A 24,273-nucleotide genomic window follows, 5' to 3' on the forward strand; every position below is an offset into this window, starting at 1 on the left:
ATGATTTACATTAACGCTGTTGGGGCACTGAATGCGCTGGGCAATAATCTGGATGAGATTGCTGACAACCTTGCCAGCGGCCATGCGCCGGGCATGCGTCCTGATACCGGGTGGCTGCTGCATGATAAGCCTTGTTGGACAGGGAATGTAGATGCGGATTTACCCGCTATTCCGGTGGAGTTAGCGGCGCATAACAGCCGTAATAATCAGCTATTGTTGGCCGCACTGGAACAAATCCGGCCTCAGGTGGACGCGGCTATCGCGCAATTTGGTTCTGACCGCGTGGCTGTGGTTCTGGGAACCAGTACTTCAGGGTTGGATGAAGCCGATCGGTATGTCAGCGAAAACATTTCCACTTATCACTATCCGCAGCAGGAACTTGGCGATCCCTCTCGGTTTCTGTCGGCCTATCTGGCGTTAAATGGGCCTGCTTACACCATTTCAACTGCCTGTTCTTCCAGCGCCAGAGCGCTGATCAGCGGTAAACGATTGATCGATGCCGGCCTGGTGGATGTGGCTATCGTTGGCGGCGCGGATACGCTGAGTCGTATGCCGCTAAATGGCTTCGATAGCCTTGAATCGCTCTCTTCAACGCGTTGCCAGCCGTTTAGCGAAGAACGCAATGGGATCACTATCGGTGAAGGCGTTACGCTGATGCTGATTGGGCCGCAGCCCGATCGTGTGGCGATATTGGGCTTCGGGGAGTCATCTGATGCTTATCATATGTCGGCACCGCACCCGGAAGGTGAAGGGGCGATTCGCGCGATAAATATGGCGTTGGCGCAGGCTGAGTTGCAGCCTGAAGATGTGGGTTATATCAATTTACACGGAACGGCCACGCGCCTGAATGATCAGATTGAGGCTAATGTGGTTCACACCGCTTTTGGCGAGCGCGTGCCTTGTAGCTCAACCAAACACCTCACCGGCCATACGCTGGGGGCGGCGGGGATTTGTGAGGCCGCGCTATGCTGGCTACTTCTGACGCGGGATCTGCCCTTGCCAGCGCAGGATTTCTCACACTGTCGCCCCGATGCGTCACTGCCATCATGCGGCTTGCTCCATGAGCCTGCGCCGCTTGCTCGTTCGGTCGTTCTGTCTAATTCCTTTGCGTTTGGCGGTAATAATACGTGTCTGATTTTGGGAAAGAATCATGAGTGAGTATCTGGCTGCGGCAGACTATCTGCCCCATTCAGCCCCGATGGTGCTGGTGGGCGAGGTGATCCATGTTGATGATGAACACGCGCACTGTCGTGTGGCGGTCAGCCGCGATGGGGTTTTGGCACCGTTTCTGAATGCTCAGGGGCATCTGCCAGCCTGGTTCGGTATCGAGATTATTGCTCAAACGATCGGGGTCTGGTCTGGCTGGCATCGACGTCAGAGCAGCGAACGGCACGAGAAGCCACGCCCCGGTATGCTGCTCGGGGGACGGGGTTATCACTGTAAACAGGCTATTTTTCCTGCCGGATCCCTGCTTGATGTGACCGTTACGCTGCTGATGCGTGACGATAAAATTGGTAGCTTTGAGGGTGAGATAACGATTGATAGGGAGAAGTATGCCTCTGGTCGGTTGAATACCTATCAACCCGATGACAGTGAGTTAAAAACACTTTTAGAACAGGGAAAGCGATGATGACAACCGGAAAAACTATTATTAAAACCGGAAAAACAAGTATGACGCGTTCTGTGTTAGTGACCGGAGCCAGCAAAGGGATCGGTCGAGCCATTGCACGGCGTCTGGCGGCGGATGGTTTTACCGTAGTCGTGCATTATCACCGTGATGAGAACGGGGCAAAGGAAACCTTAAGCCAGATTACGGAGCAAAACGGTGCTGGTCGTATTGTCAGCTTCGATATTGCCGATCGGGAAACGTGTCGCACCGTGATTGAACAGGATATTGAGGTACACGGTGCTTACTATGGCGTGGTCAGCAATGCCGGTATCACCTGTGACGGCGCCTTTCCCGCCCTCGACGAGCAGGCTTGGGATAGCGTGATTCACACCAATCTCGATAGCTTTTATAACGTGATCCATCCCTGCGTGATGCCGATGATCGGCCTGCGTAAAGGCGGGCGAATTATCACGTTGTCTTCTGTTTCTGGGATTATGGGGAATCGGGGGCAGGTCAACTACAGTGCAGCAAAAGCAGGCATTATCGGTGCAACGAAAGCGCTGGCTATTGAATTGGCAAAGCGAAAAATCACCGTAAACTGCATCGCACCCGGCTTGATTGATACTGGCATGATTCAAATGGAGCCGGTTGCTGTTGAAGAAGCCATGAAGATGATCCCGATGAAACGCATGGGGCAGGCGGAGGAAGTCGCAGGGCTGGCGAGTTATCTTATGTCCGATATCGCGAGTTATGTGACGCGTCAGGTCATTTCTATTAATGGAGGGATGCTGTGATGCGTCGTGTCGTGGTAACGGGAATGGGTGGGGTTAGCGCATTCGGTGAATCCTGGGAAAGCGTTTCTGATGGTTTGCGATCAGGGCATAATGCCATACGTAAGATGCCAGAATGGCAGGTGTATGACGGCCTGAATACGCAGTTAGGGGCGCCGATTGATAACTTCAGTCTGCCAGAACACTACACGCGTAAACGCATCCGCTCGATGGGGCGCGTGTCCCTGATGGCAACTCGAGCCACCGAATTGGCGCTGGAACAGGCGGGGTTGATTGGCCATCCGGTGCTAACGAATGGAGAAACCGGCATTGCTTACGGTTCTTCAACGGGGAGCACGGGGCCGGTGAGCGAATTCGCCACCATGCTGACAGAGAAGCACACCAATAATATTACCGGTACGACCTATGTGCAGATGATGCCGCATACTACGGCGGTGAATGCCTGTCTGTTTTTTGGGCTGCGCGGCCGTGTGATTCCGACGTCCAGTGCCTGTACATCGGGGAGTCAGGCGATTGGCTATGCTTGGGAAGCAATACGCCATGGCTATCAGACGGTAATGGTTGCTGGCGGTGCGGAAGAGCTGTGCCCATCGGAAGCTGCCGTATTTGATACGCTGTTTGCCACCAGCCAACGCAATGATGCGCCGGAAACCACGCCGTCTCCTTTTGACGCCAGCCGCGACGGTTTGGTTATCGGAGAAGGAGCGGGTACGTTAGTGCTGGAAGAGCTTGAGCATGCATTGGCGCGTGGGGCGACGATTTATGCTGAACTGGTTGGGTTTTACACCAACTGTGATGCGGCACATATCACGCAGCCCCAGCGTGAAACTATGCAGATTTGTATTGAAGGATCGCTGCGCTGCGCCGGTTTGCAACCTCGCGATGTGGGCTATATCAGCGCCCACGGAACAGCAACCGATCGGGGGGATGTCGCGGAAAGTCAGGCTACTGCCGCCGTGTTCGGTAAATCCACACCGATTTCGTCGCTGAAAAGCTATTTCGGTCATACGCTGGGTGCCTGTGGTGCGCTTGAGGCATGGATGAGTATTGAGATGATGCGTGAAGGTTGGTTTGTGCCGACGCTTAATCTACGACAACCTGCGCAAGACTGTGGCGAATTGGATTACATCATGGGTGAGCCACGCCATATTGAGACGGATTACATTCAGTCGAATAACTTCGCTTTTGGCGGCATTAATACGTCGCTGATCTTCCGTCGTTGGAAATAATGGATTGAGACGTTAGCGTTTAGTCCTGTAACTCGAATTATTTAGGGTATAAATAACCCACAGCCAGATCCACTAGCCCACTTTACCCTCCAGTCAGAACGCATGTTCTGGCTGAGTGTGGCTGAACTTTCCTTCTTGCTGCTCTGTTGTCATAAAACTGTCATATTACGTACATTTTACTGTCACCAAATTGTCCTATTTTTCCTCCTGCGAACTACACTCTGATTTGATAACTCTGATTGATAACGACTCTACGTCGACACGTCGAGTATCCCACAGGAGGGATTATGAAACTGATGCGTACCACTCTTGCCAGTGTTGTTGCGGCAACCTTTTCTCTAACGGCATTTTCTGCTTTTGCTGCTGCTAACCTCACCGGTGCCGGTGCGACATTCCCAGCCCCTGTGTATGCTAAATGGGCTGACTCCTATCAAAAAGAAACCGGCAATAAAGTTAACTATCAAGGGATCGGTTCTTCTGGCGGTGTAAAACAGATTATCGCGAAAACGGTAGACTTCGGGGCTTCTGATGCGCCGCTGGCTGACGACAAATTAGCACAGGATGGTTTATTCCAGTTCCCAACCGTTATCGGTGGCGTGGTACTGGCAGTGAACGTTCCCGGTATCAAATCTGGCGAATTGACGCTGGATGGTAAAACACTGGGTGATATCTACCTGGGCAAAATCAAAAAATGGAACGACCCGGCGATTACCAAGCTGAACCCGAATGCCAAGCTGCCGGATCAGGATATCGCAGTGGTTCGTCGTGCAGACGGTTCTGGTACGTCTTTCGTGTTTACCAGCTATCTGGCGAAAGTGAACCCTGAGTGGAAAGAGAAGATCGGTGCAGGTTCTACTGTGAACTGGCCGACCGGTCTGGGCGGTAAGGGTAACGATGGTATAGCAGCGTTTGTACAGCGTCTGCCTGGTTCTATCGGTTACGTAGAATATGCCTATGCCAAGCAGAACAACCTGGCTTACACCAAACTGATTTCTGCTGATGGTAAGCCAGTTAGCCCGACTGAGCAGAGCTTCAGCAACGCGGCTAAAGAGATCGACTGGAGTAAATCTTTCGCTCAGGATCTGACCAACCAGAAAGGCGCGGACGCGTGGCCAATCACGTCAACCACCTTCATTCTGGTTCACACTAAGCAAGATAAACCTGAGCAGGGCGCTGAAGTGTTGAAATTCTTCGACTGGGCGTTCAAGAAAGGCGGCGAGCAGGCTACTGCGCTGGATTACGCTACCCTCCCGAATGAAGTGGTTGAGCAAATCCGTGCAGCCTGGAAAACTCAGGTAAAAGACAGTAGCGGTAAAGCACTGTACTAATGATTGTATCGACAACCGTCGTGTTGATAACCAGAGCGTGATGAGATTGTCAGGTTCTGGGAATACGGTAGTGGAATAACACGTCGTATCGGGGCGGAGAGGTGATAGCAACCTCTCTGCCTTCAATAGCTTATCAAATGTAGTTAAAACGAGAAGAGAGACGTATGGCGGAGTACAAGCCAACTATCAAAGCCCCGGGAAAGTATGGCGATATCCTCTTCAGCACGCTGGTAAAACTGGCGGCGCTGGTCACGCTACTGCTATTGGGTGGCATTATTGTTTCCCTGATTGTGGCGTCCTGGCCCAGCATCGAGAAATTCGGTTTTTCCTTCTTGTGGACGAAAGAGTGGGATGCGCCCGCAGAGCAGTTTGGTGCACTGGTTCCGATTTACGGTACCGTCGTTACTTCACTGATTGCACTGATTATTGCGATCCCGATTAGCTTCGGGATTGCGCTATTTCTGACAGAACTGGCACCAGCATGGCTGAAACGTCCGCTTGGCGTGGCGATTGAGTTGCTGGCGGCCATTCCGAGTATTGTTTACGGCATGTGGGGCCTGTTTATTTTCGCCCCGCTGTTTGCCAAATACTTCCAGCAGCCGATAGGCAACGTCCTGTCTGGTATTCCTATTGTTGGTGCGCTGTTCTCTGGCCCGGCGTTTGGGATTGGTATTCTGGCGGCTGGCGTGATTCTGGCCATCATGATTATCCCCTACATTGCGGCGGTCATGCGTGATGTGTTTGAGCAAACGCCTGTGATGATGAAAGAGTCTGCCTACGGCATCGGCTGTACGACGTGGGAAGTGATCTGGCGCATTGTGCTGCCTTACACCAAGAACGGCGTGATTGGCGGGGTGATGTTGGGATTGGGGCGTGCCTTGGGGGAAACCATGGCGGTCACCTTTATCATCGGTAACACCTACCAGCTCGACAGCGCTTCACTGTATATGCCGGGGAACAGTATTACCTCTGCGCTGGCAAATGAATTCGCCGAAGCCGAATCCGGTGTGCATACCGCGGCGCTGATGGAGTTGGGGCTAATCCTGTTTGTGATTACCTTTATTGTTTTGGCGTGTTCGAAGCTGATGGTTATGCGTCTGGCAAAAAATGAGGGGGCGCGCTAATGGCGACATTAGGCATAGAACAAGAAGCCGCACTGGAACGCTCACGGCGTAAAATGCAGGCCTGGCGCCGCCAGAAAAACCGTATTGCACTGTTTTTATCCATGTCTACGATGGCTTTCGGTCTCTTCTGGTTGGTATGGATCCTGTTTTCGACCGTTACCCGAGGCGTGGATGGCATGTCTCTGGCGTTATTTACCGAAATGACACCGCCGCCCAATACCGCGGGTGGTGGTTTGGCGAACGCCATCGTCGGTAGCGGATTGCTGATCCTATGGGCAACGCTGCTGGGTACGCCGCTGGGCATTATGGCAGGCATCTATCTGGCGGAATACGGTCGTAAATCCTGGATTGCCGAAGTGATTCGTTTCATCAACGACATTCTGCTGTCAGCACCGTCGATTGTGGTGGGTCTGTTTGTCTACACGTTGGTGGTGGCAAAGATGCAGCACTTCTCCGGTTGGGCGGGCGTGATTGCGCTGGCGCTGTTGCAGGTGCCGATTGTGATTCGTACCACTGAGAATATGCTCAAGCTTGTGCCGGATAGCCTGCGTGAAGCGGCTTATGCGCTGGGTACGCCGAAATGGAAAATGATTTCTGCGATTACCCTGAAGGCATCGGTATCAGGCATCATCACCGGGGTGTTACTGGCTATCGCACGTATTGCCGGAGAAACGGCGCCACTGCTGTTTACGTCGCTGTCTAATCAGTTCTGGAGCACGGATATGATGCATCCGATTGCTAACCTGCCAGTCACCATCTTCAAGTTTGCTATGAGCCCATTTGTAGAATGGCAACAATTGGCCTGGGCGGGTGTACTGCTGATTACGCTGTGCGTTCTGCTGCTGAATATTCTGGCGCGTGTTATTTTCTCCGCTAAGAAATATTAGTTTGCTAAGAAAAATCAGTTCGCTAAAAACATTAGCTTTCTGAGAAACATTAAATAAATTCAAGGCGTTGAAATTCGGCGCCAGGAAAAAGAGAGAAGTCTTGATGAGTATGACTACTGAGACATCCAACAAAATCCAGGTGCGCGATCTGAATTTCTATTACGGAAAATTCCACGCGCTGAAAAACATTACGCTGGATATTGCCGCGAATCAGGTTACTGCGTTTATCGGCCCGTCTGGTTGTGGTAAATCCACGCTGTTGCGTACGTTGAACAAAATGTATCAGCTCTATCCTGAGCAGCGCGCCGAAGGCGATATCCTGCTGGATGGCAATAACATCTTGACGGATAAGCAAGACATCGCGCTGCTGCGTGCCAAGGTGGGTATGGTTTTCCAGAAGCCGACGCCGTTCCCGATGTCCATTTACGATAACATCGCGTTTGGGGTTCGCCTGTTTGAGAAGCTGTCCCGCGCTGATATGGATGAGCGTGTCCAGTGGGCATTGACCAAAGCGGCGCTGTGGCAAGAAACGAAAGATAAGCTGCACCAGAGCGGCTATAGCCTGTCCGGTGGGCAACAGCAGCGTTTATGTATTGCACGCGGTATTGCGATTCGCCCAGATGTGCTGCTGCTGGATGAACCTTGTTCTGCACTCGACCCTATTTCTACCGGCCGCATTGAAGAGCTGATCTCCGAGCTGAAAAAAGATTACACCGTGGTCATTGTGACTCACAACATGCAGCAGGCGGCGCGATGTTCAGATCATACGGCGTTCATGTATTTGGGTGAGCTGATTGAGTTCAGCGATACTGATACCCTGTTTACTGCTCCACGGCAGAAACAGACTGAAGATTACATCACCGGTCGTTACGGTTGATTAGGAAAGCATCATGGATAATCTGAATCTGAACAAACACATTTCCGGTCAGTTTAACGCCGAACTGGAACATATCCGCACTCAGGTCCTGACTATGGGCGGGCTGGTGGAGCAGCAACTGAGTGACGCGATTACCGCAATGCACAATCAGGATGCGGAGCTGGCTCAGCAGGTGATTGAAGGCGACGCCAAAGTTAACATGATGGAAGTGGCGATCGATGAAGCCTGCGTGCGCATTATTGCGAAACGTCAGCCCACTGCCAGCGATCTGCGTTTGGTGATGGCGATCATCAAAACCATCTCCGAACTGGAACGTATTGGTGACGTGGCGGATAAAATCTGCCGTACCGCGCTGGAGAAATTCTCCCATCAGCATCAGCCGCTGTTGGTCAGCCTGGAATCATTGGGCCGCCACACCGTGCAGATGCTGCATGACGTGCTGGATGCGTTTGCCCGAATGGATCTGGACGAAGCGATCCGTATTTATCGTGAAGATAAGAAAGTGGATAAAGAGTACGAAGGGATTGTGCGTCAGTTGATGACTCACATGATGGAAGATCCTCGTACTATCCCGAGTGTACTGACTGCGTTGTTCTGCGCCCGTTCTATCGAGCGTATCGGCGATCGTTGTCAGAATATCTGCGAATTTATCTTCTACTTCGTCAAAGGTCAGGATTTCCGTCACCTTGGTGGCGATGCGCTGGAGAAACTGTTGGCGCAGAAAGAGAAGAAAGAAGAAGAAGAGTAAGCTCTGCCACGGCTTACCATAACAACGCCCTGCTTGCAGGGCGTTAATTTTTATAGCGATTTAGTTTTTAAGGATAGTGAATTAGATCGTGGAAGCGCACAGTGGTATCGGTAGGGTTGTGATAGCGATGTTCTCTGTCGGCGGCAAAGCGCAGGGCGTCACCAGCGGACAATAAATGCGTCTGCCCATCAACGGTTATCTCCAACTGGCCTTCCAGCACAATAATATGCTCGATCACCCCTGTTTCATGAGGTGATGAGGTGCTGTTGGCACCGGGAGCCAGTTCAATAACTAACATCTCGAAACGCAGCTTTTTATCGAAAGGGAAGAGTGGCACAACGTGCATTCCCGCCTCGTTTTCCCTGAATGCTGAACCCGTCACTGAGCGATATGTCACGTCTTCATCCGCGAGCGTCGGTTCAATAAAGGTAGAGAACGCGACATTCATACCAGTCGCAATTTTCCACAGAGTAGCAATCGTCGGGCTGGATTCTCCACGCTCGATCTGGCCCAGCATCGCTTTGCTCACCCCTGTTTCTTCTGCTGCTCGCGTGAGGCTCCAGCCTTTTTCTTGCCTTAACGTTTTCAATGTATCGCCAATGCGGCTGGTTAGTTCATCAGATATCAATGCTGGCTCCCGCTTGTGCGTTATAGCGCACGCTGTTATGTTAACGCTTCCTGTGCGTTATAGCGCACGATAAGAGTGGATGCTATACCATGCCAGCGTCATTTGCGCTAAAAGATGTCACCTTTTCGACCCTCATCGCCGGTTTTGTTGCGGTGTTGGTGGGCTACACCAGCTCGGCCGCCATCATTTTTCAGGCGGCGGAAGCGGCGGGTGCCAGTGCGGTACAAATCGGCGGCTGGTTAACCATGTTAGGGATTGCTCAAGGGTTGGCTTCCATTAGCCTATCGCTGTATTACCGTGCGCCGATATTGGCGGCGTGGTCAACGCCGGGGGCGGCGCTGCTGGTCACCAGCCTGCCGGGTACGTCGCTCAATGAGGCGATTGGGGTGTTCCTGTTTGCCTCTGCGTTGATCTTTATCTGTGGGATCACGGGTCTGTTTGCCCGCTTGATGAATGTGATTCCGCAGGCCATTTCTGCCGCGATGCTGGCGGGGATTTTGCTGCGTTTTGGCGCGGATGCCTTTCTCTCTCTGCAACAGGATTTCTGGCTCGCTTTCGCGATGTGTATGACCTACTTGCTCAGCCGTCGGCTTATTCCTCGCTTTGCCATCGTATTAACGCTGATCGCTGGGCTGTTGCTGGCGTTATTACGTGGGCAAATTGTGGTTTCTGATTCGCCGCTGGTGTTTGCCGTCCCGGAATTTATTGCGCCGCATTTTTCGTGGGCGTCTCTGCTGGGCGTTGGTATTCCGTTTTTCATCGTCACTATGGCGTCGCAGAATGCGCCGGGCGTTGCCACACTGAAAGCGTCGGGCTATCAGGTTCCCGTGTCTCCGCTGATTACCATCACGGCATTAATTGCGTTGATATTGACGCCGTTTGGCGGTTTTTCCGTGTGTATCGCCGCGATTACCGCCGCTATCTGTATGGGATCGGATGTACATCCCGATCCGAAGAAACGTTATCTTGCTGCCGTCGCGGCGGGTGGGTTTTATCTGCTGGCGGGCGTTTTTGGTGGATCTATTGGGCAGCTTTTTACGGCACTGCCGCTGCCGTTGATTCATGCTATCGCCGGTCTGGCCTTGCTCAGCACGATTTCAGGCAGCCTGTATCGCGCGCTGCTGGATGAAAAACAGCGTGATGCTGCGGTCGTGACTTTCCTAATCACCGCCTCTGGGCTGACGTTGTGGGGAATCGGCGCGGCATTTTGGGGGCTAATCGGGGGGATGATGACCTGGTTTATTCTGTCAGCATACGCTGACAAGGCTCGCTGAATCGTCAGGATAATCTGCCAGAATACCGAAGTAACATAAGGTTATATTATAGCTTTTTATGTTATTTCCCGCGTTTTCACCCTGCTGATAGCCTGCGGTTAATACAGCAATAATTAAGGGGCAGGGAATGAAAAAGCAGATTTTGACAGTGACTTTGTTGGCTGGATTGGCTTCCGTTTCTGGTGCTGCACAGGCAGATAAACTGGATGATATTCAGAAGGCGGGTGTGGTAAAAATTGCCGTCTTCGACAGCAATCCGCCGTTTGGCTATGTCGATCCACAGAGTAAAAAGCTGGTGGGTTATGACGTAGATATCGCCGAGGCGATTGGTAAGGCGCTGGGCGTGAAGGTTGAATTGCGTGCGACCAACCCCGCGAACCGTATTCCTTTGTTAAGCTCGAAGAAGGTCGATCTGATTGCCGCGAACTTCACCATTACCGATGAGCGTGCCAAGCAGGTTAACTTTAGTCTTCCTTATTTCGCGACCGGACAAAAATTCATCGCCCGCAAAGGCGTGCTGAAAACGCCGGATGATATCAAAACGCTGCGCATCGGCGCGGATAAAGGCACCGTGCAGGAAATTACCTTGCGCGAGCATTACCCAACCGCCAAAGTAATTTCCTACGACGATACGCCGCTGGCTTTTGCCGCGCTACGTAACGGCAATGTTCAGGCCATCACGCAGGATGACGCCAAGCTGGTCGGTTTGCTGGCAAACGTACCTGATGCACAGAAGGCCGAATTTGAAATCTCGCCGTTCAGCATTACCAAAGAGTATCAGGGCGTTGGCATTCCGAAGGGCGAAGAGCGCCTGACCGCGAAAATTAACGACACGCTGATTAACCTGGAAAAGCAGGGCGAAGCGAAAACGATCTACGATCGCTGGTTTGGGCCGAGCACGAAATCATCCCAGCCGCGCGGCGACTTCACCTTTGCCCCGCTGGATCAGCAACCTAAATCCTGATAGCTGACGCCTTCGGTGCTATGATCCCAGCCCTCTGCATTGCAGGGGGCATTTTTATTTAGGGTATATATTATTTATGACAAAGAGAGATAAAACGCATGGATACGGCGCTGCAATCGCTTGAGTCGTGGCTGTTGGCTCCTCAATATCTCATTTGGCTGTGGCACGGTTTCCTGATCACGCTAGGCATTTCCCTCGGTACGGTTGTTCTGTCTACGGTGCTGGGTTTTCTGCTGGCGGCGGCCCGAGACAGCCAGATTCATGTGCTGCGTGGCGTTGTTGTGGCCTATAGCTCACTATTTCGTAATACGCCGTTGCTGGTGCAGCTTTTTTTCTGGTATTTCGGGGCAGGGCAACTGTTCCCTTCAGAGATGATGCAATGGCTGAACACTCCTCATTCCATTTCGCTGCTGGGGGCAACGCTAGCATGGCCTTCTTTTGAGTTTTTGGCGGGCCTGGCAGGGTTGACACTTTATTCCAGCGCGTTTATTGCGGAAGAGATCCGCTCCGGTATTCGCGGCGTGGCGCGTGGACAAAAGTATGCCGCGCAGGCTTTGGGGTTAACAGGTTTTCAATCCATGCGCTATGTGGTGCTGCCGCAGGCGTTAAAAATTGCTTTGCCGCCACTGCTTGGACAGTACATGAATATCGTCAAGAACTCGTCGTTAACGATGGCAATCGGTGTTGCTGAATTATCTTACGCTTCGCGTCAGGTAGAAACGGAAACCCTGCGTACATTTCAGGCATTTGGCGTGGCGACGGTGTTATACATCGTGATTATTGCCGTGATGGAAGGCTGGGGCATGTGGCGTCAGCAGCGCGGTCTGGCGGAGAGGCATTGAGATGGATTTTACCGTTATTACCGATAACATCGGTTATTTGATGTGGGGCACGTTTCCGGATGGTCCTCTGGGTGGCGCGGCGTTGACACTGGTGATGAGTCTGCTGGCCGGTGTTGTGTCAGCCCTATTGGGTACGATTTTGGGCGTGGCGCTCGCGATGTCTCGGGGCATGTGGAGTGCACTGTTGGCGATGGTGTTGGGGTTCTTCCGAGCGATTCCCGTCATCATGTTGATTTTCTGGACGTACTTCCTGCTACCGATCGTTTTTGGCGTCGATATTCCTGAAATTACCACCGTGGTGTGTGCGCTGGCGCTGATCGCCTCGGCGTATCTGGCGCATGGCGTAAAGGCTGGCATTGTCGCCATCGGGCGCGGCCAGTGGCAGGCTGGTCTATCGCTGGGGTTAAGCCGCTGGCAGGTGCTATGGCAGATCGTGCTGCCGCAGGCGCTGCGGATGATGGTGCCCTCCTTTATTAACCAATGGATTTCCCTGATTAAAGATACTTCACTGGCCTATATTGTCGGGGTTGGCGAACTGACGTTTCTCGCTACGCAGGTCAATAACCGCAGCATGGTCTACCCGATGGAGGTTTTCCTGTTTGTCGCGCTGGTCTACTTTGTGTTTTGCCTGTCGCTGGAGCTGCTGGCTAATGGGGTTAACGCCCGTTTTAGCCAGCAGGAAAAACAGCCGAAGCGCCGCCTGCTATGGTGGCGAAATAAGCCAGCCTAAGGATGCTAACGGTTGATGAACCTATTTTCAGAATGAAAACGGCGACCTTATTCAGCAACCTTAAGTTAGCCTTTGCTACTACGCGGTGATATTCCAGCCCTTTTCGCGCCAGATTTGTGGCAATTCACGCATATCGTCGAACATTGTGACCAGCGGGTGATGGATCGGCTGATTGTGGGGATCGGCGCAGTAATAGAACACCGGAATGCCTGCGGCAATGCCCGCCTGAACGCCAGCGGCGGAATCTTCAACCAGAATGCAGTGCTCAATAGGAAGCTGTAACTGTTCGGCGGCGTGATACAGCACCGCTGGGTCGGGCTTCCATTTCTTCAGATCGTAGCCGCTGTAGAGATGGTCGCCAAACAGATCGAGCATGTGCGTCAGGCCGAGCGAATGCTGCATCTTACTGACCGGGCCGTTGGAAACCACGGCCATCGGGACAGTGATGGACTGCAATAACTCTCTTGCACCTTCAATAGGTTGCAGGAATTCATCGAACAGGCGCTTTACCTCTTGCCGGAAATGACGCTCCGCGTCTTCCACCGATACGGTTAAGCCATGCTGCTGGCTGATGCGGGCAATAATCTCGTACAGCTTCACGCCCTTGTAGGTTTTTATCACCTCCTCCAGCGATAGGTTCACCCCATACGGGATGAAGATATTCACATAAGCCTGACAGCACAGCACTTCGCTATCAACCAGCGTGCCATCGCAGTCGAAGAAGACGCATTCAATACGGGGCATGACCAATCCTTATCGATGAAATAAAAGATGAAGCCTTACTTTAACTAATTAACCCAATATTGCGACCCATAAAGCCGTTTTCACGGCAATCTTGCAGAAAATTAAGGGGTTTCAACCGAGGGATTTCGGCGCAATAGCCATGAGGTTAATAGGCTTTTCTTATTCGATGAAAAAAAACGTGGGATCAACGTAAAAAAGTATCGTTTTGTTATAGGATACCCGACGACAGTTATTTCCTTCTTTGGATTGGTACTCATGAATAAATCACAACCCGGTTCTGCTACCGAGCAGGGTCTGCTGGAGCGTGTGTTTAAGCTTAAACAACACGGCACGACAGTACGTACGGAAACGATTGCCGGTTTCACGACGTTTTTGACGATGGTCTACATCGTTTTTGTTAACCCGCAAATTCTGGGCGTGGCGGGGATGGATACCAAAGCGGTCTTTGTGACCACCTGTCTGATTGCGGCATTCGGCAGTATTTTAATGGGGCTGCTGGCTAACCTGCCTGTCGCGCTGGCTCCGGCAATGGGGCTGAATGCGTTTTTCGCTTTTGTCGTCGTGGGGGCGATGGGGCTGCCATGGCAGGTTGCGATGGGCGCTATTTTTTGGGGCGCAATCGGTTTCCTGTTGCTGACCATCTTCCAGATTCGTTATTGGATGATTGCCAATATCCCGCTTAGCCTGCGTCTGGGGATTGCCAGCGGTATCGGGCTTTTCATTGCCATGATGGGCCTGAAAAACGCCGGCATTATCGTGCCTAATCCAGAAACGCTGGTGACGATTGGTAACCTGACATCACACAGCGTGCTGTTGGGTGCTCTGGGCTTCTTCATCATTGTGGCGCTGGCCTCACGTAATATTCATGCAGCGGTACTGATTTCCATCGTCGTGACCACCTCAATCGGCCTGCTGCTGGGCGATGTGACCTTTTCTGGCGTGTTCTCTATGCCGCCGAGCGTAACGTCCGTGGTGGGTCAGGTTGATCTGGCGGGAGCGCTGAACCTTGGGATGTCCGGCATTATTTTCTCCTTCATGCTGGTTAACCTGTTTGACTCATCCGGTACGCTGATCGGTGTGACGGACAAAGCGGGTCTGGTAGATGCTCGCGGTAAGTTCCCGCGTATGAAGCAAGCGCTGTATGTCGATAGCATCAGCTCTGTAGCGGGTTCGTTTATCGGGACATCATCCGTTACGGCGTATATCGAAAGCTCTTCTGGTGTGTCCGTGGGTGGACGCACCGGTCTGACTGCTGTGGTCGTCGGCCTGCTGTTCCTGCTGGTGATCTTCCTGTCACCGCTGGCGGGTATGGTGCCTGCCTATGCGGCCGCTGGCGCACTGATTTACGTGGGCGTATTGATGACGTCCAGCCTGGCGCGTGTGAAGTGGGATGATTTGACGGAAGCTGTTCCGGCCTTTATTACCGCAGTGATGATGCCGTTCAGCTTCTCTATTACTGAAGGGATCGCGCTGGGCTTTATTTCTTACTGTGTGATGAAGTTGGCGACGGGGCGCTGGCGTGAAATCAGCCCTTGCGTGGTCGTGGTTGCGCTGCTGTTCCTGCTGAAAATCGTGTTTATCGACGGGCATTAGTTTGTTCGTGGCTCCGGGTCTTCCCGGAGCCTCAGCCTGCGACGAGGCGGTCGGCTACTGTGACGCGGTAGAGGTAACTTTTTCTATCGTATGGCTGGTTAATTTCATATAGCGTACCGACTGACGCTGCTGCTGTAGAATTTCCCCCGACTTTCTCATTCCCGATACCGACGTGTATTTCCACATGATCAATCGATTAAGGGTGGGGACGTGGGCGCAAGCCCATGCAAGATAATCATCAACATCGCTCATCACTTCTACGGCGGGAGTGCAGGTTGAACGTAGCCTGCCAGAGGCGGGGTGGAGTTTCAGTTGATTGGGAGGGTGACTGTTTACGCCAGGGATTTTCATGAGTGACTGGCGGATGGTGCAGAGCTGCGTTGCCGCTTCCAGCGGATCGCGCTGAGCGTCGATCCACGCCTGTTCGGCTTGCGTCTGTGCCTGCATCTGTGGATCGACTTGATTCGTTGGCCTGACATGGACGATTTCGATATCCATACCCACGCTTCCCTCTTCGCTCAGGAGGATGGCGATGGTATTGCCTGCATAGCCGATGCTGAAATTAGGCAGATTAGGATCGGTAAAATAAGGGCGTCCTTCAGGGGACTCCAGCAGCGTGGGCAACAGCGGATAGCCGAAAAAATAGAACATCATCTCAGCCAGCAGCACTCTACTTTTCAGATAACGCTCGCGGCGTTTGGCTGAAAAACCGTGTGTTGATGAGATGAGCCTATCGGGCAGTCTTTGTAAGTCAGGAAGCGCTTCCGTGCTTGTCCACCTGACAAAATGGCAGGTCATTGTTCACTCCGTGATCGTGATAAAAGATGGGAACCTATGAGGTATTACCAATGCATATTATCAGACTAATATGTGATCTAAAGAAAAATCGATGGATAAATCGGCGATAATTATTAATTAGGCGCAGCGAATTTTCTGCATCGTGCTTTTGTGGCGATCCTTCCCTGTCCGCCACATTCCAGTCTGCTTTAATGGTTCGACCACCCTAGTGCGGAACGCCGCTGTTTTTCCAGCGTCTGTTGGTGTAACTCAGCTGCTGTCACTAATCGAAGCGCCGACGTCGGGCACACGCTGACGCAGGAAGGGCTTTTGGCTACATCTACGCACAAATCACATTTGTGAACCTCACTTTGGGTGGGGTGCGCTTCCCCCTCGTCATTTGAGGCTTTTGTCACCACATTGATGGCACCGAACGGACAAGCGACGACGCAGCTTTTGCAGCCGATGCAGCGGGATTGGATAACCTGAATGCTATTTCGATCGCGCACCAGCGCGTCATTCGGACATACGCTGGCACAGGGTGCGTTTTCACACTGGCGGCAAAGAACAGGGACGCTGATGTCGGCGCTTTTGATGACCTTTAGGCGTGGAAAGAAGTGAGAAGGTTTCAGTTGCGCACTTTGGCCACCGCTATGGGCTACCGCACAGGCGATCTCGCAGGTCCGGCAACCGATACATTTTTCTGCTTCGGCGATAACAAATTGATTCATGAGCGTAACTCCTCGCGGGTTGCATTCATCTCGGGACGCTGCGGATGGGCGGGAATGGCGCCAGTGACGGCGGTCAGCCCCATCGTCGCGAGCATACCCAATGCGGCTTTGCGCCCGTCGGCAATAGCGGTCACCACCAGATCGGCACCTCGCACGGCATCGCCACCAGCAAAAATACGCGGATGATTAGTCTGGCAAGGTATCTGACTATCAAGGGGGGCAGTAATGTATCCCCAGTTATCCAGACCAACGTCGGCATCTTCCAACCATGGCATGCTGTGTGACTGAAAGCCGAAAGCGGTTATCACGGCTTCCGCTGGCTGAATGAATTCAGAGTCAGGGATAGGACGCGGGCGGCGACGGCCGCTGGCATCCGGTTCGCCCAGTTCAGTGCGAACCAGGCTGATGCCGCACACTTCGCCCTGTTCATTGAGGCAGATTTTTTGTGGCTGAACGTTAAACATGAACTCCACGCCCTCTTCGCGCGAGTTTTTAACCTCTTTTTTCGAGCCAGGCATGTTGGCTTCATCGCGGCGGTACGCGCAGGTTACGGATATTGCACCTTGCCGGACGGACGTGCGCAGGCAGTCCATCGCGGTATCTCCACCGCCGAGTACTACGACGCGTTTTCCTGCCATCGAGATATAGGGTTCATCGTCTAATTCAGGTAGCCCCATAACGTGTTTGGTATTGGCGATAAGGAAGGGAAGCGCATCGAAGACGCCGGGGGCATCTTCATTATCAATGTTGGCCTTCATGGATCGGTAGGTGCCTACGCCGAGGAAAACGGTGTCATAGTCGTCCAGAAGTTGAGCCAGAGAAATATCTTTCCCCACTTCGGTATTCAACTGGAATTCGATTCCCATGGTGCTGAACACTTCACGACGATGAATCAGAACGTTTTTATCCAGCTTGAACGACGGAATTCCGAATGTGAGCAGTCCACCAATTTCTGGATGACGATCGAATACGACGGCCTGCACGCCGTTACGGGCCAACACGTCAGCACAGGCTAACCCCGCCGGGCCAGCACCGACGATCGCGGCACGTTTGCCGCTGGGAACGACACGCGTCATATCGGGTGACCATCCCATAGCCATCGCGGTATCGGTAATGTAGCGCTCAACGTTACCGATGGTAATGGCGCCGTACTCTTTACCCAGCGTACAAGCACCTTCGCATAGCCGATCCTGTGGACACACCCGGCCGCAGATTTCTGGCAGGCTGCTGGTTTTATGCGATAGCTCTACGGCTTCAAGAATCCGTCCTTGCTTCGCCAGGCTCAGCAGTTCGGGGATGTTGTTATGCAGCGGGCAAGTCCACTCGCAGATTGCGCGTTTGCCGCAGGAAAGACAGCGGTCAGCCTGATCTTCCGTCTGCTGCACCGAGAAACCATAATAGATTTCATCGAACGTGGACGTTCTCTGGGCAAGCGGTTTTTTCTCGGCATCCCGACGTGGCCAGTTTTTTCTTTTGCTGAGCGGATTGGCTGTCAGCGCTTTCATCACCGGGGTTTCACGCTGCCAGTGAGCGGAGGAGCGCAGCGCCATCGTCTGTTGTTTTTCCTGGCGACGAGCCGCTAACGTGTGTTCACTGACTAATTGCAATGCCTGAGTTGGGCAGGCTTCCACACACGCTTGCCCTTCTGTGCGATCGGCGCAGAGGTCGCATTTATGGGCGATGGCGCCGTTATCCCTAGGGTTTGTCACCATGGACATCGCGCCGAACGGGCACACCAGTACACAGCTTTTGCAGCCGATGCACTTTTCCTGAACGAGCTGAATACTATTGTCTTTTCTGATCAAGGCCTGCGTTGGACACACGCTGGCGCAGGGCGCATCTTCACAGTGGCGGCATGTCACGGCAGCACGCAGTGTTGGCGTATTGAACGCCTTGATTCTGGGCTGAAACACCGCGGCGCTATCTGGGTACTGTTCGTCATTGTGTGAAATTACACAGGCGATCTCACATGCATGGCACCCCATGCAGTCTTGAGTACTGGCAATAACAAATCGGTTCATTACCTTTTCCCACCCTGGCTCCCTCGATCGTAGTCTTTATCCTAATAGCTGGATAACACATTGACCTTGATATAGAGCAGGTAAAAAGTCGGTTAATGTTAAATCTCACGCAGGTTGTTAATAAAATTATTGAATAGTTTCAGTTGGTTATAATGTTATGTGAAAGTAATGACATGGTTGCATATAACCTTGTTTTTTATCTGGTTTACAGTGTTTTATCGCGGGGAAAAATTCTGATTTTCAGTTATTTTTGTCAATTTTCTCATGAAATCACTCGTTACTTTTACTTGCGCCCCTCATAATATCGAACGCCATTTAAATGCAGCAAAACAGTGTGGCAGCTAAATTGTGTTTTCACGGCATTTTCATTATGAATCAATGACAGAGCTTTGCTCAGGGTTAATGGGTTGTCACCAAGGGATAGTGTTATGAATAAAAAAGTCGTTCTTTGTTCTATGTTCATGTCAGTTGCGTTATTGAGCGGATGTGCCACAGAGTCTTCCCGTACCGTAGAAGCACAAAAAGTCACTTCTTACGGTACGCCTTATCAGGGTGTTCGCAGCCCGATTTCCGTCGGAAAATTTGAAAACCGTTCTAACTACATGAACGGTATTTTTTCTGATGGTGTTGACCGTTTAGGTAATCAATCCAAAACCATTCTTGTTAGCCATCTCCAGCAGAGCGGCCGCTTTAATGTGCTGGATCGCACCAATATGGAAGAGCTGAAAGCGGAAGCGGGTATTAAAGGACAAACGCAGACGCTGAAAGGCGCGAGCTATGTGATTACCGGCGATGTGACCGAGTTTGGCCGCAAAGAAGTGGGTGACCATCAGCTGTGGGGCATCCTTGGTCGCGGTAAAACACAGGTTGCTTACGCAAAAACCACGTTGAATGTGGTGAACGTACAAACCTCTGAAGTGGTGTATTCCGTACAAGGTGCGGGCGAGTACACCTTGTCCAACCGTGAAATTATCGGGTTTGGTGGCACAGCCAGCTATGACTCGACGCTGAACGGTAAAGTTCTGGATTTGGCTATTCGTGAAGCCGTCAATAATCTGGTTGCAGGAATTGAAAGCGGTGCCTGGCGCCCAGCGAACTAATGGAATAGGAATATAACAATGTTATCTCATAAGAAAATTGTCCTGCTGCTTGCAGCGACAGTACTGGCTGGCTGCGCGACCGCGCCGAAAACGATTTACAGTTGGGACAACTATCAGCCTGCGATTTATGATTATTATCAACAAGATAAAGTTGGCCCAGAACAACAGATCCTTGCTTTGAATGAATCGATCGAAAAAGCGAAAGCTGCCAATAAACCTGTCCCGCCGGGACTCTATGCTCAACTTGGGTTGCTGTACGCCAATACTGGCCGTGATAGTGAAGCTCGCCAACAGTTTGAAACTGAAAAAGCGAAATTCCCTGAATCAGCACCTTTTATGGACTTCTTGTTGAGTAAAAATAAAGGGAATATTAAATGAATCGTTTCTTAGGATTATGTGGCCTGGTTTTTGCGCTTGTGCTGACGGGCTGTGCTAAACCCGTACCTTATGACTACACGTCATTTAAGCAGAGTAAGCCTAAGTCTATTCTGGTCTTACCGCCGGTTAACCATTCCCCTGATGTGAAAGCAAGCTATAGCCTGCTTTCACAAGTTACCTACCCGCTGGCAGAATCAGGTTATTACGTATTGCCTGTTGCGGTAGTGGATGAAACGTTCAAACAGAATGGTTTGTCTACTGCGTCGGATATCCATGCGCTGAGCACGGCGAAGCTGCATCAAATCTTTGGTGCCGATGCGGCGTTATATCTGGATGTGAAAGAGTACGGCACGTCGTACATCGTGATTAATAGTGAAACCCGCGTTTCTGCGGATGCGCGTCTGGTTGATCTGCGTACGGGTAAACTGCTGTGGAGCGGAAGTGCAACGGCTTCCAGCAACGAGCAGCAGTCAAACTCTAACGGCGGCATCATCGGTATTTTGGTGCAGGCTGCGGTGAACCAAATCGCAGATACGATCTCCGACAAAGGCCATGATGTTGCGGGTGTGACGAGTGCGCGCCTGCTGGCTGCGGGTCATTCACGCGGTATGCTGTACGGACCTCGTTCACTGCAATTCGGTAAAGAAACCTACTGAGTTGCGATGCAGTACGTTGCTAAATCATCAACGCCGTTCGTTACTGAACGGCGTTTTTATGATAAGTCGGTGATGCTATGCATCAGCAGCCTGATTACGCTGCTGCTTCTTATGACGCGTTGTCCAGACGAAGGCAGAGGTCAGCAATAGGATCAGCGTTGCGGTTGCCAGTACTGCTGAAAATCCAGAATCAAAGGCGGAATGTGCCTGTGTGGTGAGAATACGCTGCATATTTTCCGGTAAGGATTCAGCAAAAATTAATGCTTCGTCCAGGCTGTCATAGGCGGTGTCCGGTGCGGAAAATCCGTCGGGCAGCATAAACGATGCGGAATAAGCAAAAGACAGCAAACTGCCCATCAGCGTCACACCCGTAGCGCCCCCCAATTCATAGGACACTTCTTCGATTGATGCTGCCATACCCGCTTTTGCAGCAGGCGCAACCTGCATAATGGTGCTCGATGCGGCTGTCATGGTTGATCCTACGCCTGCGCCAATCACCGTCAGACTGATAACTTGTATGATGATAGAGGCGTTGTGCAGCAGCAGATAGCTTCCCATCCCCAGACCCGAAATCAATAGGCCAGCGGCTAGCATTGTCCCACTATTTACGCGCGGCAATATCTTTCCGGTCAACGGCCCTGAGATAAAGGATGCCAGCGACAGTGGTAAAATGAACAACCCTGCCTGTAGCGGAGACAGCCCGACAACTAGCTGTAATCGCTGTGTAAAAGCCAGCTCCATACCGATCAATGCGGCGGCTGCCACGATGGCTGCGGCCACGGCGGCACTGAAAGGCCGCAGACGGAAGAGTGAGAAGTCGACTAAGGGATGCTTGCTGTTACGCTGCCGCTGAACAAATAGGGTAATGAACGCCATGCCGATAAGCAGAGCGATTAATGCATCCTCATAGGATGGAGCACGCTTACCCAGCTCTTTTATGGCATAGGTTATACCAATCAAACCTATCATAATTAATAGGGAACCGATAAAATCCCAGCGTTGGGAGGCGTTACCCGGTCTATGCGGAATCACGGTGATTCCCGTGATGAGCGCAAGCAGCACGACCGGTACGTTAATGAGGAAAACCGATCCCCACCAGAAGTACTCAAGCAGTATCCCGCCCATGATGGGGCCAAACGCCGCGCCGCCGGAGGCCACTGCCGCCCAAATACCAATCGCTAGCGCACGTTCCCGTTCATCAGTGAAGGTCAGACGAATAATCGAGAGCGTAGCGGGCATCATCATCGCTGCCCCAATCGCCAGTAGAGAGCGAGCGGCAATAAGCATGCTGGGGGTGGGCGAATAAGCCGCAAACAAAGACGCCGCACCAAAGACCAGCAGTCCAGAAATAAATAAAGGTTTATGACCTAACTTATCACCCAAGGTACCCATCCCCAGCAGCAAGCCAGAAGCGACCAGCGCGTAGATATTAACGATCCACAGCTTTTCCGATGCAGAAGCGTGCAAATCATGAGTCAGTGTTGGGAGCGCGGTGTACAGCACCGTCATGTCGATAACAATTAGGAACAGGGCGCTGGAAACAATGGCCAGAATCAGCCACTTCTTTGGTGATTGCATAGCAGAATCTCTATCTTGGTCTTTCATTTTTCATCTACTGGATAGCACGTTTTCCTGAGTAAGCCCTCTGTTCAGGAGGCGAGTGGTTCTCCTGACTGCTGTGCCGTCAGAATTTCACCTAGGTTTCCTTCAATCCACACTGTCAGTTCTTTCACCCGTTCTCCAACCTCTTTACCTAATGGCGTCAGGCTGTACTCAACATGTGGTGGGACAACCGGATAGGCCGTTCGCAGGACAAAACCATCACTTTCCAGCCATTGCAGGGTTTGCGCCAGCATGCGCTCGCTTACGCCGCCAATCCGTCGACGCAGTTGACTGAAACGATGAGTTTCATCGAGTAATGCAATCAAAATCAGCACGCCCCAGCGGCTGGTTACGTGGTTAAGTATCTGGCGAGACGGGCATTTCTCAGCAAAGACATTACCGGTTGGCAGAATAGGCGGTAATAAATCGATGGGCGTTTTGGGTTGACTCACTATACTTACCTTTATGTATGTACTTACTTTAAGTTAGTTTTGTCGATATTATGCCAGCCAGTTCTTGTTAATAAAAGACGGTTAATAAACGATGGTTAATAAAAGGAGCTTGAGATGATTGCGATTACTGGTGCATCTGGCCAACTGGGCCGTTTAGTCATAGCACAACTGTTAGAGAAGGTTCCGGCGAGCGGTATCGTGGCGCTGGTGCGTGATGTGAATAAAGTTGCCGATCTGTCTGCAAAAGGCGTACAGGTGAAAGCGGCGGATTATAATCAACCTGAAGCGCTGGCTTCCGCCTTGCAAGGTGTGGATCACGTGCTGTTGATCTCTTCAAGTGAGGTCGGTCAACGTGCGGCACAACACCGTAATGTCATTGACGCAGCGGTGAAAGCCGGAGTTAAATTGATCGCGTACACCAGCTTGCTGCACGCGGATAAATCTCCTCTGGCGTTGGCGGAGGAACACCGCCAAACGGAAGCGTTGCTGAAAGACTCTGGTTTACCGCATGTCCTACTGCGCAACGGCTGGTATACCGAAAACTATGCAGCCAGCATCCCAGCGGCGTTGGAACACGGTGTATTTATTGGTAGCGCAGGTGAGGGGAAAATTACGTCAGCAACGCGTGAAGATTTCGCTGCCGCCGCAGTAGCGGTACTGACGCAAGAAGGGCAGGCTGGCAAGGTTTACGAACTGGCTGGCGACGAGCCTTACACTCTAGTAGAGCTGGCTGCTGAGATTAGCAAACTGTCTGGCAAACCTATCGGTTATCAAAACCTGTCTGAAGCGGAGTTCACTGCCGCGCTGGTTTCAGCCGGGCTACCTGAGGTTTTCGCGCAAATTATTGCTGATTCAGACGTCGGTGCATCCAAAGGCGGTCTGTTTGATGACGGTAAGCAACTGAGCCGCCTGATTGGTCGCCCAACGACGCCGCTGTCAACGGTGGTGAAAGCGACGCTGAAATAAGTTTAACGTTAGGCTTAGGATAACCCTGAGCCTAACGTTCTCATGAAACAGCCTATCTCGTAGCCATTCAGCGGTCATGTCTTCAACAACTGATATGTGCATGATATTGGGCTTTTTTTAAGCTAATGTGGGAAAGGATTTATTTCGCCACTTATCGCATCTGATCTGCATTTTCCTTACACGCTGTAGCAGGTAAATTCATATTTAACGCCTATGGCGTGT

At 51.9% G+C, this 24,273-nt stretch carries 25 protein-coding genes; 18 read left to right on the forward strand and 7 right to left on the reverse strand.

The features are described from left to right. The 9 genes from KP22_RS18415 to phoU all read left to right on the forward strand — a co-directional run bounded on the left by KP22_RS18415 (position 1) and on the right by phoU (position 8,593). Positions 1 to 1,158: a beta-ketoacyl-[acyl-carrier-protein] synthase family protein gene (locus tag KP22_RS18415; RefSeq protein ID WP_039325706.1), complete on the forward strand. Its 1,158-nt coding sequence runs from the start codon at positions 1 to 3 to the stop codon at positions 1,156 to 1,158. Further along, positions 1,151 to 1,630 carry a hotdog family protein gene (locus KP22_RS18420; RefSeq protein ID WP_039325711.1) on the forward strand — a complete coding sequence of 160 codons (480 nt, stop codon included), beginning with the start codon at positions 1,151 to 1,153 and terminating at the stop codon, positions 1,628 to 1,630. Before KP22_RS18415 ends, KP22_RS18420 begins: the two co-directional genes overlap by 8 nt. A 41-nt stretch (positions 1,631 to 1,671) precedes the next feature. Then, positions 1,672 to 2,403 (forward strand): 3-ketoacyl-ACP reductase FabG2, encoded by a 732-nt coding sequence (locus tag KP22_RS18425; RefSeq protein WP_039325726.1) that lies wholly within the window; start codon positions 1,672 to 1,674, stop codon positions 2,401 to 2,403. After that, a complete protein-coding gene (locus KP22_RS18430; protein ID WP_039325713.1) occupies positions 2,403 to 3,629 on the forward strand; it encodes a beta-ketoacyl-ACP synthase in 1,227 nt (408 codons plus the stop codon). Before KP22_RS18425 ends, KP22_RS18430 begins: the two co-directional genes overlap by 1 nt. Positions 3,630 to 3,916: 287 nt before the next feature. After that, positions 3,917 to 4,957, forward strand: coding sequence for a phosphate ABC transporter substrate-binding protein PstS (gene pstS, locus KP22_RS18435; protein ID WP_039307624.1), 1,041 nt, complete (start codon positions 3,917 to 3,919; stop codon positions 4,955 to 4,957). A gap of 164 nt (positions 4,958 to 5,121) precedes the next feature. After that, entirely contained in the window at positions 5,122 to 6,081 is a 960-nt protein-coding gene (gene pstC, locus KP22_RS18440) for a phosphate ABC transporter permease PstC (protein WP_039307622.1), read from the forward strand. After that, positions 6,081 to 6,968 (forward strand): phosphate ABC transporter permease PstA, encoded by an 888-nt coding sequence (gene pstA, locus KP22_RS18445; RefSeq protein ID WP_039307618.1) that lies wholly within the window; start codon positions 6,081 to 6,083, stop codon positions 6,966 to 6,968. The genes pstC and pstA overlap by 1 nt, the downstream gene beginning before the upstream one ends. 103 nt (positions 6,969 to 7,071) lie before the next feature. Continuing rightward, positions 7,072 to 7,845 (forward strand): phosphate ABC transporter ATP-binding protein PstB, encoded by a 774-nt coding sequence (pstB, locus tag KP22_RS18450; protein ID WP_005976611.1) that lies wholly within the window; start codon positions 7,072 to 7,074, stop codon positions 7,843 to 7,845. A gap of 13 nt (positions 7,846 to 7,858) precedes the next feature. Next, on the forward strand, positions 7,859 to 8,593 hold the full coding sequence (gene phoU, locus KP22_RS18455; protein WP_039307614.1) for a phosphate signaling complex protein PhoU: 735 nt from the start codon (positions 7,859 to 7,861) through the stop codon (positions 8,591 to 8,593). 67 nt (positions 8,594 to 8,660) lie between these two features. Here phoU and KP22_RS18460 read toward each other — a convergent pair whose 3' ends face one another. Then, a complete protein-coding gene (locus tag KP22_RS18460) occupies positions 8,661 to 9,218 on the reverse strand; it encodes a helix-turn-helix domain-containing protein (RefSeq protein ID WP_039307727.1) in 558 nt (185 codons plus the stop codon). A 92-nt stretch (positions 9,219 to 9,310) separates the two neighbouring features. Here KP22_RS18460 and KP22_RS18465 point away from each other — a divergent pair, with 92 nt between their 5' ends. The 4 genes from KP22_RS18465 (at position 9,311) to KP22_RS18480 (ending at position 13,031) form a co-directional block, all read left to right on the forward strand. Then, the gene (locus tag KP22_RS18465) at positions 9,311 to 10,495 is read left to right on the forward strand and encodes a benzoate/H(+) symporter BenE family transporter (RefSeq protein WP_039307612.1); all 1,185 of its coding nucleotides are present in this window, start codon (positions 9,311 to 9,313) and stop codon (positions 10,493 to 10,495) included. A gap of 127 nt (positions 10,496 to 10,622) precedes the next feature. Continuing rightward, positions 10,623 to 11,459 (forward strand): ABC transporter substrate-binding protein, encoded by an 837-nt coding sequence (locus KP22_RS18470; RefSeq protein WP_039307610.1) that lies wholly within the window; start codon positions 10,623 to 10,625, stop codon positions 11,457 to 11,459. A 98-nt stretch (positions 11,460 to 11,557) separates the two neighbouring features. Next, positions 11,558 to 12,301: an amino acid ABC transporter permease gene (locus KP22_RS18475; protein WP_039307606.1), complete on the forward strand. Its 744-nt coding sequence runs from the start codon at positions 11,558 to 11,560 to the stop codon at positions 12,299 to 12,301. A 1-nt stretch (position 12,302) separates the two neighbouring features. Beyond that, complete coding sequence (locus tag KP22_RS18480) at positions 12,303 to 13,031, forward strand: amino acid ABC transporter permease (RefSeq protein ID WP_039307604.1); 729 nt, start codon at positions 12,303 to 12,305, stop codon at positions 13,029 to 13,031. A 78-nt stretch (positions 13,032 to 13,109) separates the two neighbouring features. Here the strand turns inward: KP22_RS18480 and yieH are convergent, their stop codons facing one another. Next, a complete protein-coding gene (gene yieH, locus KP22_RS18485; protein ID WP_039307603.1) occupies positions 13,110 to 13,775 on the reverse strand; it encodes a 6-phosphogluconate phosphatase in 666 nt (221 codons plus the stop codon). Positions 13,776 to 14,030: 255 nt separating this feature from the next. On the opposite strand from yieH, the gene KP22_RS18490 reads away from it, so the two are divergent. Next, entirely contained in the window at positions 14,031 to 15,368 is a 1,338-nt protein-coding gene (locus tag KP22_RS18490) for an NCS2 family permease (protein WP_039325714.1), read from the forward strand. A gap of 54 nt (positions 15,369 to 15,422) precedes the next feature. Here the strand turns inward: KP22_RS18490 and KP22_RS18495 are convergent, their stop codons facing one another. The 3 genes from KP22_RS18495 to aegA all read right to left on the reverse strand — a co-directional run bounded on the left by KP22_RS18495 (position 15,423) and on the right by aegA (position 18,897). Further along, on the reverse strand, positions 15,423 to 16,166 hold the full coding sequence (locus KP22_RS18495) for a 4'-phosphopantetheinyl transferase family protein (protein ID WP_039325716.1): 744 nt from the start codon (positions 16,164 to 16,166) through the stop codon (positions 15,423 to 15,425). Positions 16,167 to 16,354: 188 nt separating this feature from the next. Continuing rightward, positions 16,355 to 16,876 carry a 4Fe-4S binding protein gene (locus KP22_RS18500; protein ID WP_039307598.1) on the reverse strand — a complete coding sequence of 174 codons (522 nt, stop codon included), beginning with the start codon at positions 16,874 to 16,876 and terminating at the stop codon, positions 16,355 to 16,357. After that, positions 16,873 to 18,897: a formate-dependent uric acid utilization protein AegA gene (gene aegA / locus KP22_RS18505; RefSeq protein ID WP_039325718.1), complete on the reverse strand. Its 2,025-nt coding sequence runs from the start codon at positions 18,895 to 18,897 to the stop codon at positions 16,873 to 16,875. Before aegA ends, KP22_RS18500 begins: the two co-directional genes overlap by 4 nt. A 428-nt stretch (positions 18,898 to 19,325) precedes the next feature. Between aegA and KP22_RS18510 the strand changes: the two genes are divergently transcribed. From KP22_RS18510 to KP22_RS18520, 3 genes are read left to right on the forward strand one after another with little or no spacing between them, the layout of a single operon-like run. After that, on the forward strand, positions 19,326 to 19,997 hold the full coding sequence (locus tag KP22_RS18510) for a CsgG/HfaB family protein (RefSeq protein ID WP_039307594.1): 672 nt from the start codon (positions 19,326 to 19,328) through the stop codon (positions 19,995 to 19,997). Between the two features lie 18 nt (positions 19,998 to 20,015). Further along, positions 20,016 to 20,375: a DUF4810 domain-containing protein gene (locus KP22_RS18515; protein ID WP_039307592.1), complete on the forward strand. Its 360-nt coding sequence runs from the start codon at positions 20,016 to 20,018 to the stop codon at positions 20,373 to 20,375. Further along, positions 20,372 to 21,031 carry a DUF799 domain-containing protein gene (locus KP22_RS18520; protein ID WP_039307591.1) on the forward strand — a complete coding sequence of 220 codons (660 nt, stop codon included), beginning with the start codon at positions 20,372 to 20,374 and terminating at the stop codon, positions 21,029 to 21,031. The genes KP22_RS18515 and KP22_RS18520 overlap by 4 nt, the downstream gene beginning before the upstream one ends. 75 nt (positions 21,032 to 21,106) lie before the next feature. Here KP22_RS18520 and KP22_RS18525 read toward each other — a convergent pair whose 3' ends face one another. Together KP22_RS18525 and KP22_RS18530 are read right to left on the reverse strand one after the other, a co-directional pair. Then, a complete protein-coding gene (locus KP22_RS18525) occupies positions 21,107 to 22,609 on the reverse strand; it encodes an MFS transporter (protein WP_039325727.1) in 1,503 nt (500 codons plus the stop codon). Between the two features lie 71 nt (positions 22,610 to 22,680). Then, the gene (locus KP22_RS18530; RefSeq protein ID WP_156103767.1) at positions 22,681 to 23,085 is read right to left on the reverse strand and encodes a winged helix-turn-helix transcriptional regulator; all 405 of its coding nucleotides are present in this window, start codon (positions 23,083 to 23,085) and stop codon (positions 22,681 to 22,683) included. 114 nt (positions 23,086 to 23,199) lie between these two features. On the opposite strand from KP22_RS18530, the gene KP22_RS18535 reads away from it, so the two are divergent. Then, complete coding sequence (locus KP22_RS18535) at positions 23,200 to 24,051, forward strand: SDR family oxidoreductase (RefSeq protein WP_039325720.1); 852 nt, start codon at positions 23,200 to 23,202, stop codon at positions 24,049 to 24,051. Positions 24,052 to 24,273 lie beyond the last annotated feature (222 nt).

It is taken from the genome of Pectobacterium betavasculorum, assembly GCF_000749845.1.
GTDB classification, from domain to species: domain Bacteria; phylum Pseudomonadota; class Gammaproteobacteria; order Enterobacterales; family Enterobacteriaceae; genus Pectobacterium; species Pectobacterium betavasculorum.

Excerpts from the sequence above, each read along its gene's own strand:
- KP22_RS18465 (WP_039307612.1), top strand. The coding sequence starts at position 9,311 with ATGCCAGCGTCATTTGCGCTAAAAGATGTCACCTTTTCGACCCTCATC.
- KP22_RS18415 (WP_039325706.1), top strand. The coding sequence starts at position 1 with ATGATTTACATTAACGCTGTTGGGGCACTGAATGCGCTGGGCAATAAT.
- pstC (WP_039307622.1), top strand. The coding sequence starts at position 5,122 with ATGGCGGAGTACAAGCCAACTATCAAAGCCCCGGGAAAGTATGGCGAT.
- KP22_RS18510 (WP_039307594.1), top strand. The coding sequence starts at position 19,326 with ATGAATAAAAAAGTCGTTCTTTGTTCTATGTTCATGTCAGTTGCGTTA.
- KP22_RS18470 (WP_039307610.1), top strand. The coding sequence starts at position 10,623 with ATGAAAAAGCAGATTTTGACAGTGACTTTGTTGGCTGGATTGGCTTCC.
- KP22_RS18525 (WP_039325727.1), bottom strand. The coding sequence starts at position 22,609 with ATGCAATCACCAAAGAAGTGGCTGATTCTGGCCATTGTTTCCAGCGCC.
- KP22_RS18430 (WP_039325713.1), top strand. The coding sequence starts at position 2,403 with ATGCGTCGTGTCGTGGTAACGGGAATGGGTGGGGTTAGCGCATTCGGT.
- pstA (WP_039307618.1), top strand. The coding sequence starts at position 6,081 with ATGGCGACATTAGGCATAGAACAAGAAGCCGCACTGGAACGCTCACGG.
- KP22_RS18495 (WP_039325716.1), bottom strand. The coding sequence starts at position 16,166 with ATGACCTGCCATTTTGTCAGGTGGACAAGCACGGAAGCGCTTCCTGAC.
- pstS (WP_039307624.1), top strand. The coding sequence starts at position 3,917 with ATGAAACTGATGCGTACCACTCTTGCCAGTGTTGTTGCGGCAACCTTT.
- pstB (WP_005976611.1), top strand. The coding sequence starts at position 7,072 with ATGAGTATGACTACTGAGACATCCAACAAAATCCAGGTGCGCGATCTG.
- KP22_RS18500 (WP_039307598.1), bottom strand. The coding sequence starts at position 16,876 with ATGAATCAATTTGTTATCGCCGAAGCAGAAAAATGTATCGGTTGCCGG.
- KP22_RS18425 (WP_039325726.1), top strand. The coding sequence starts at position 1,672 with ATGACGCGTTCTGTGTTAGTGACCGGAGCCAGCAAAGGGATCGGTCGA.
- KP22_RS18475 (WP_039307606.1), top strand. The coding sequence starts at position 11,558 with ATGGATACGGCGCTGCAATCGCTTGAGTCGTGGCTGTTGGCTCCTCAA.
- KP22_RS18515 (WP_039307592.1), top strand. The coding sequence starts at position 20,016 with ATGTTATCTCATAAGAAAATTGTCCTGCTGCTTGCAGCGACAGTACTG.
- KP22_RS18520 (WP_039307591.1), top strand. The coding sequence starts at position 20,372 with ATGAATCGTTTCTTAGGATTATGTGGCCTGGTTTTTGCGCTTGTGCTG.
- KP22_RS18480 (WP_039307604.1), top strand. The coding sequence starts at position 12,303 with ATGGATTTTACCGTTATTACCGATAACATCGGTTATTTGATGTGGGGC.
- KP22_RS18490 (WP_039325714.1), top strand. The coding sequence starts at position 14,031 with ATGAATAAATCACAACCCGGTTCTGCTACCGAGCAGGGTCTGCTGGAG.
- yieH (WP_039307603.1), bottom strand. The coding sequence starts at position 13,775 with ATGCCCCGTATTGAATGCGTCTTCTTCGACTGCGATGGCACGCTGGTT.
- phoU (WP_039307614.1), top strand. The coding sequence starts at position 7,859 with ATGGATAATCTGAATCTGAACAAACACATTTCCGGTCAGTTTAACGCC.
- aegA (WP_039325718.1), bottom strand. The coding sequence starts at position 18,897 with ATGAACCGATTTGTTATTGCCAGTACTCAAGACTGCATGGGGTGCCAT.
- KP22_RS18420 (WP_039325711.1), top strand. The coding sequence starts at position 1,151 with ATGAGTGAGTATCTGGCTGCGGCAGACTATCTGCCCCATTCAGCCCCG.
- KP22_RS18535 (WP_039325720.1), top strand. The coding sequence starts at position 23,200 with ATGATTGCGATTACTGGTGCATCTGGCCAACTGGGCCGTTTAGTCATA.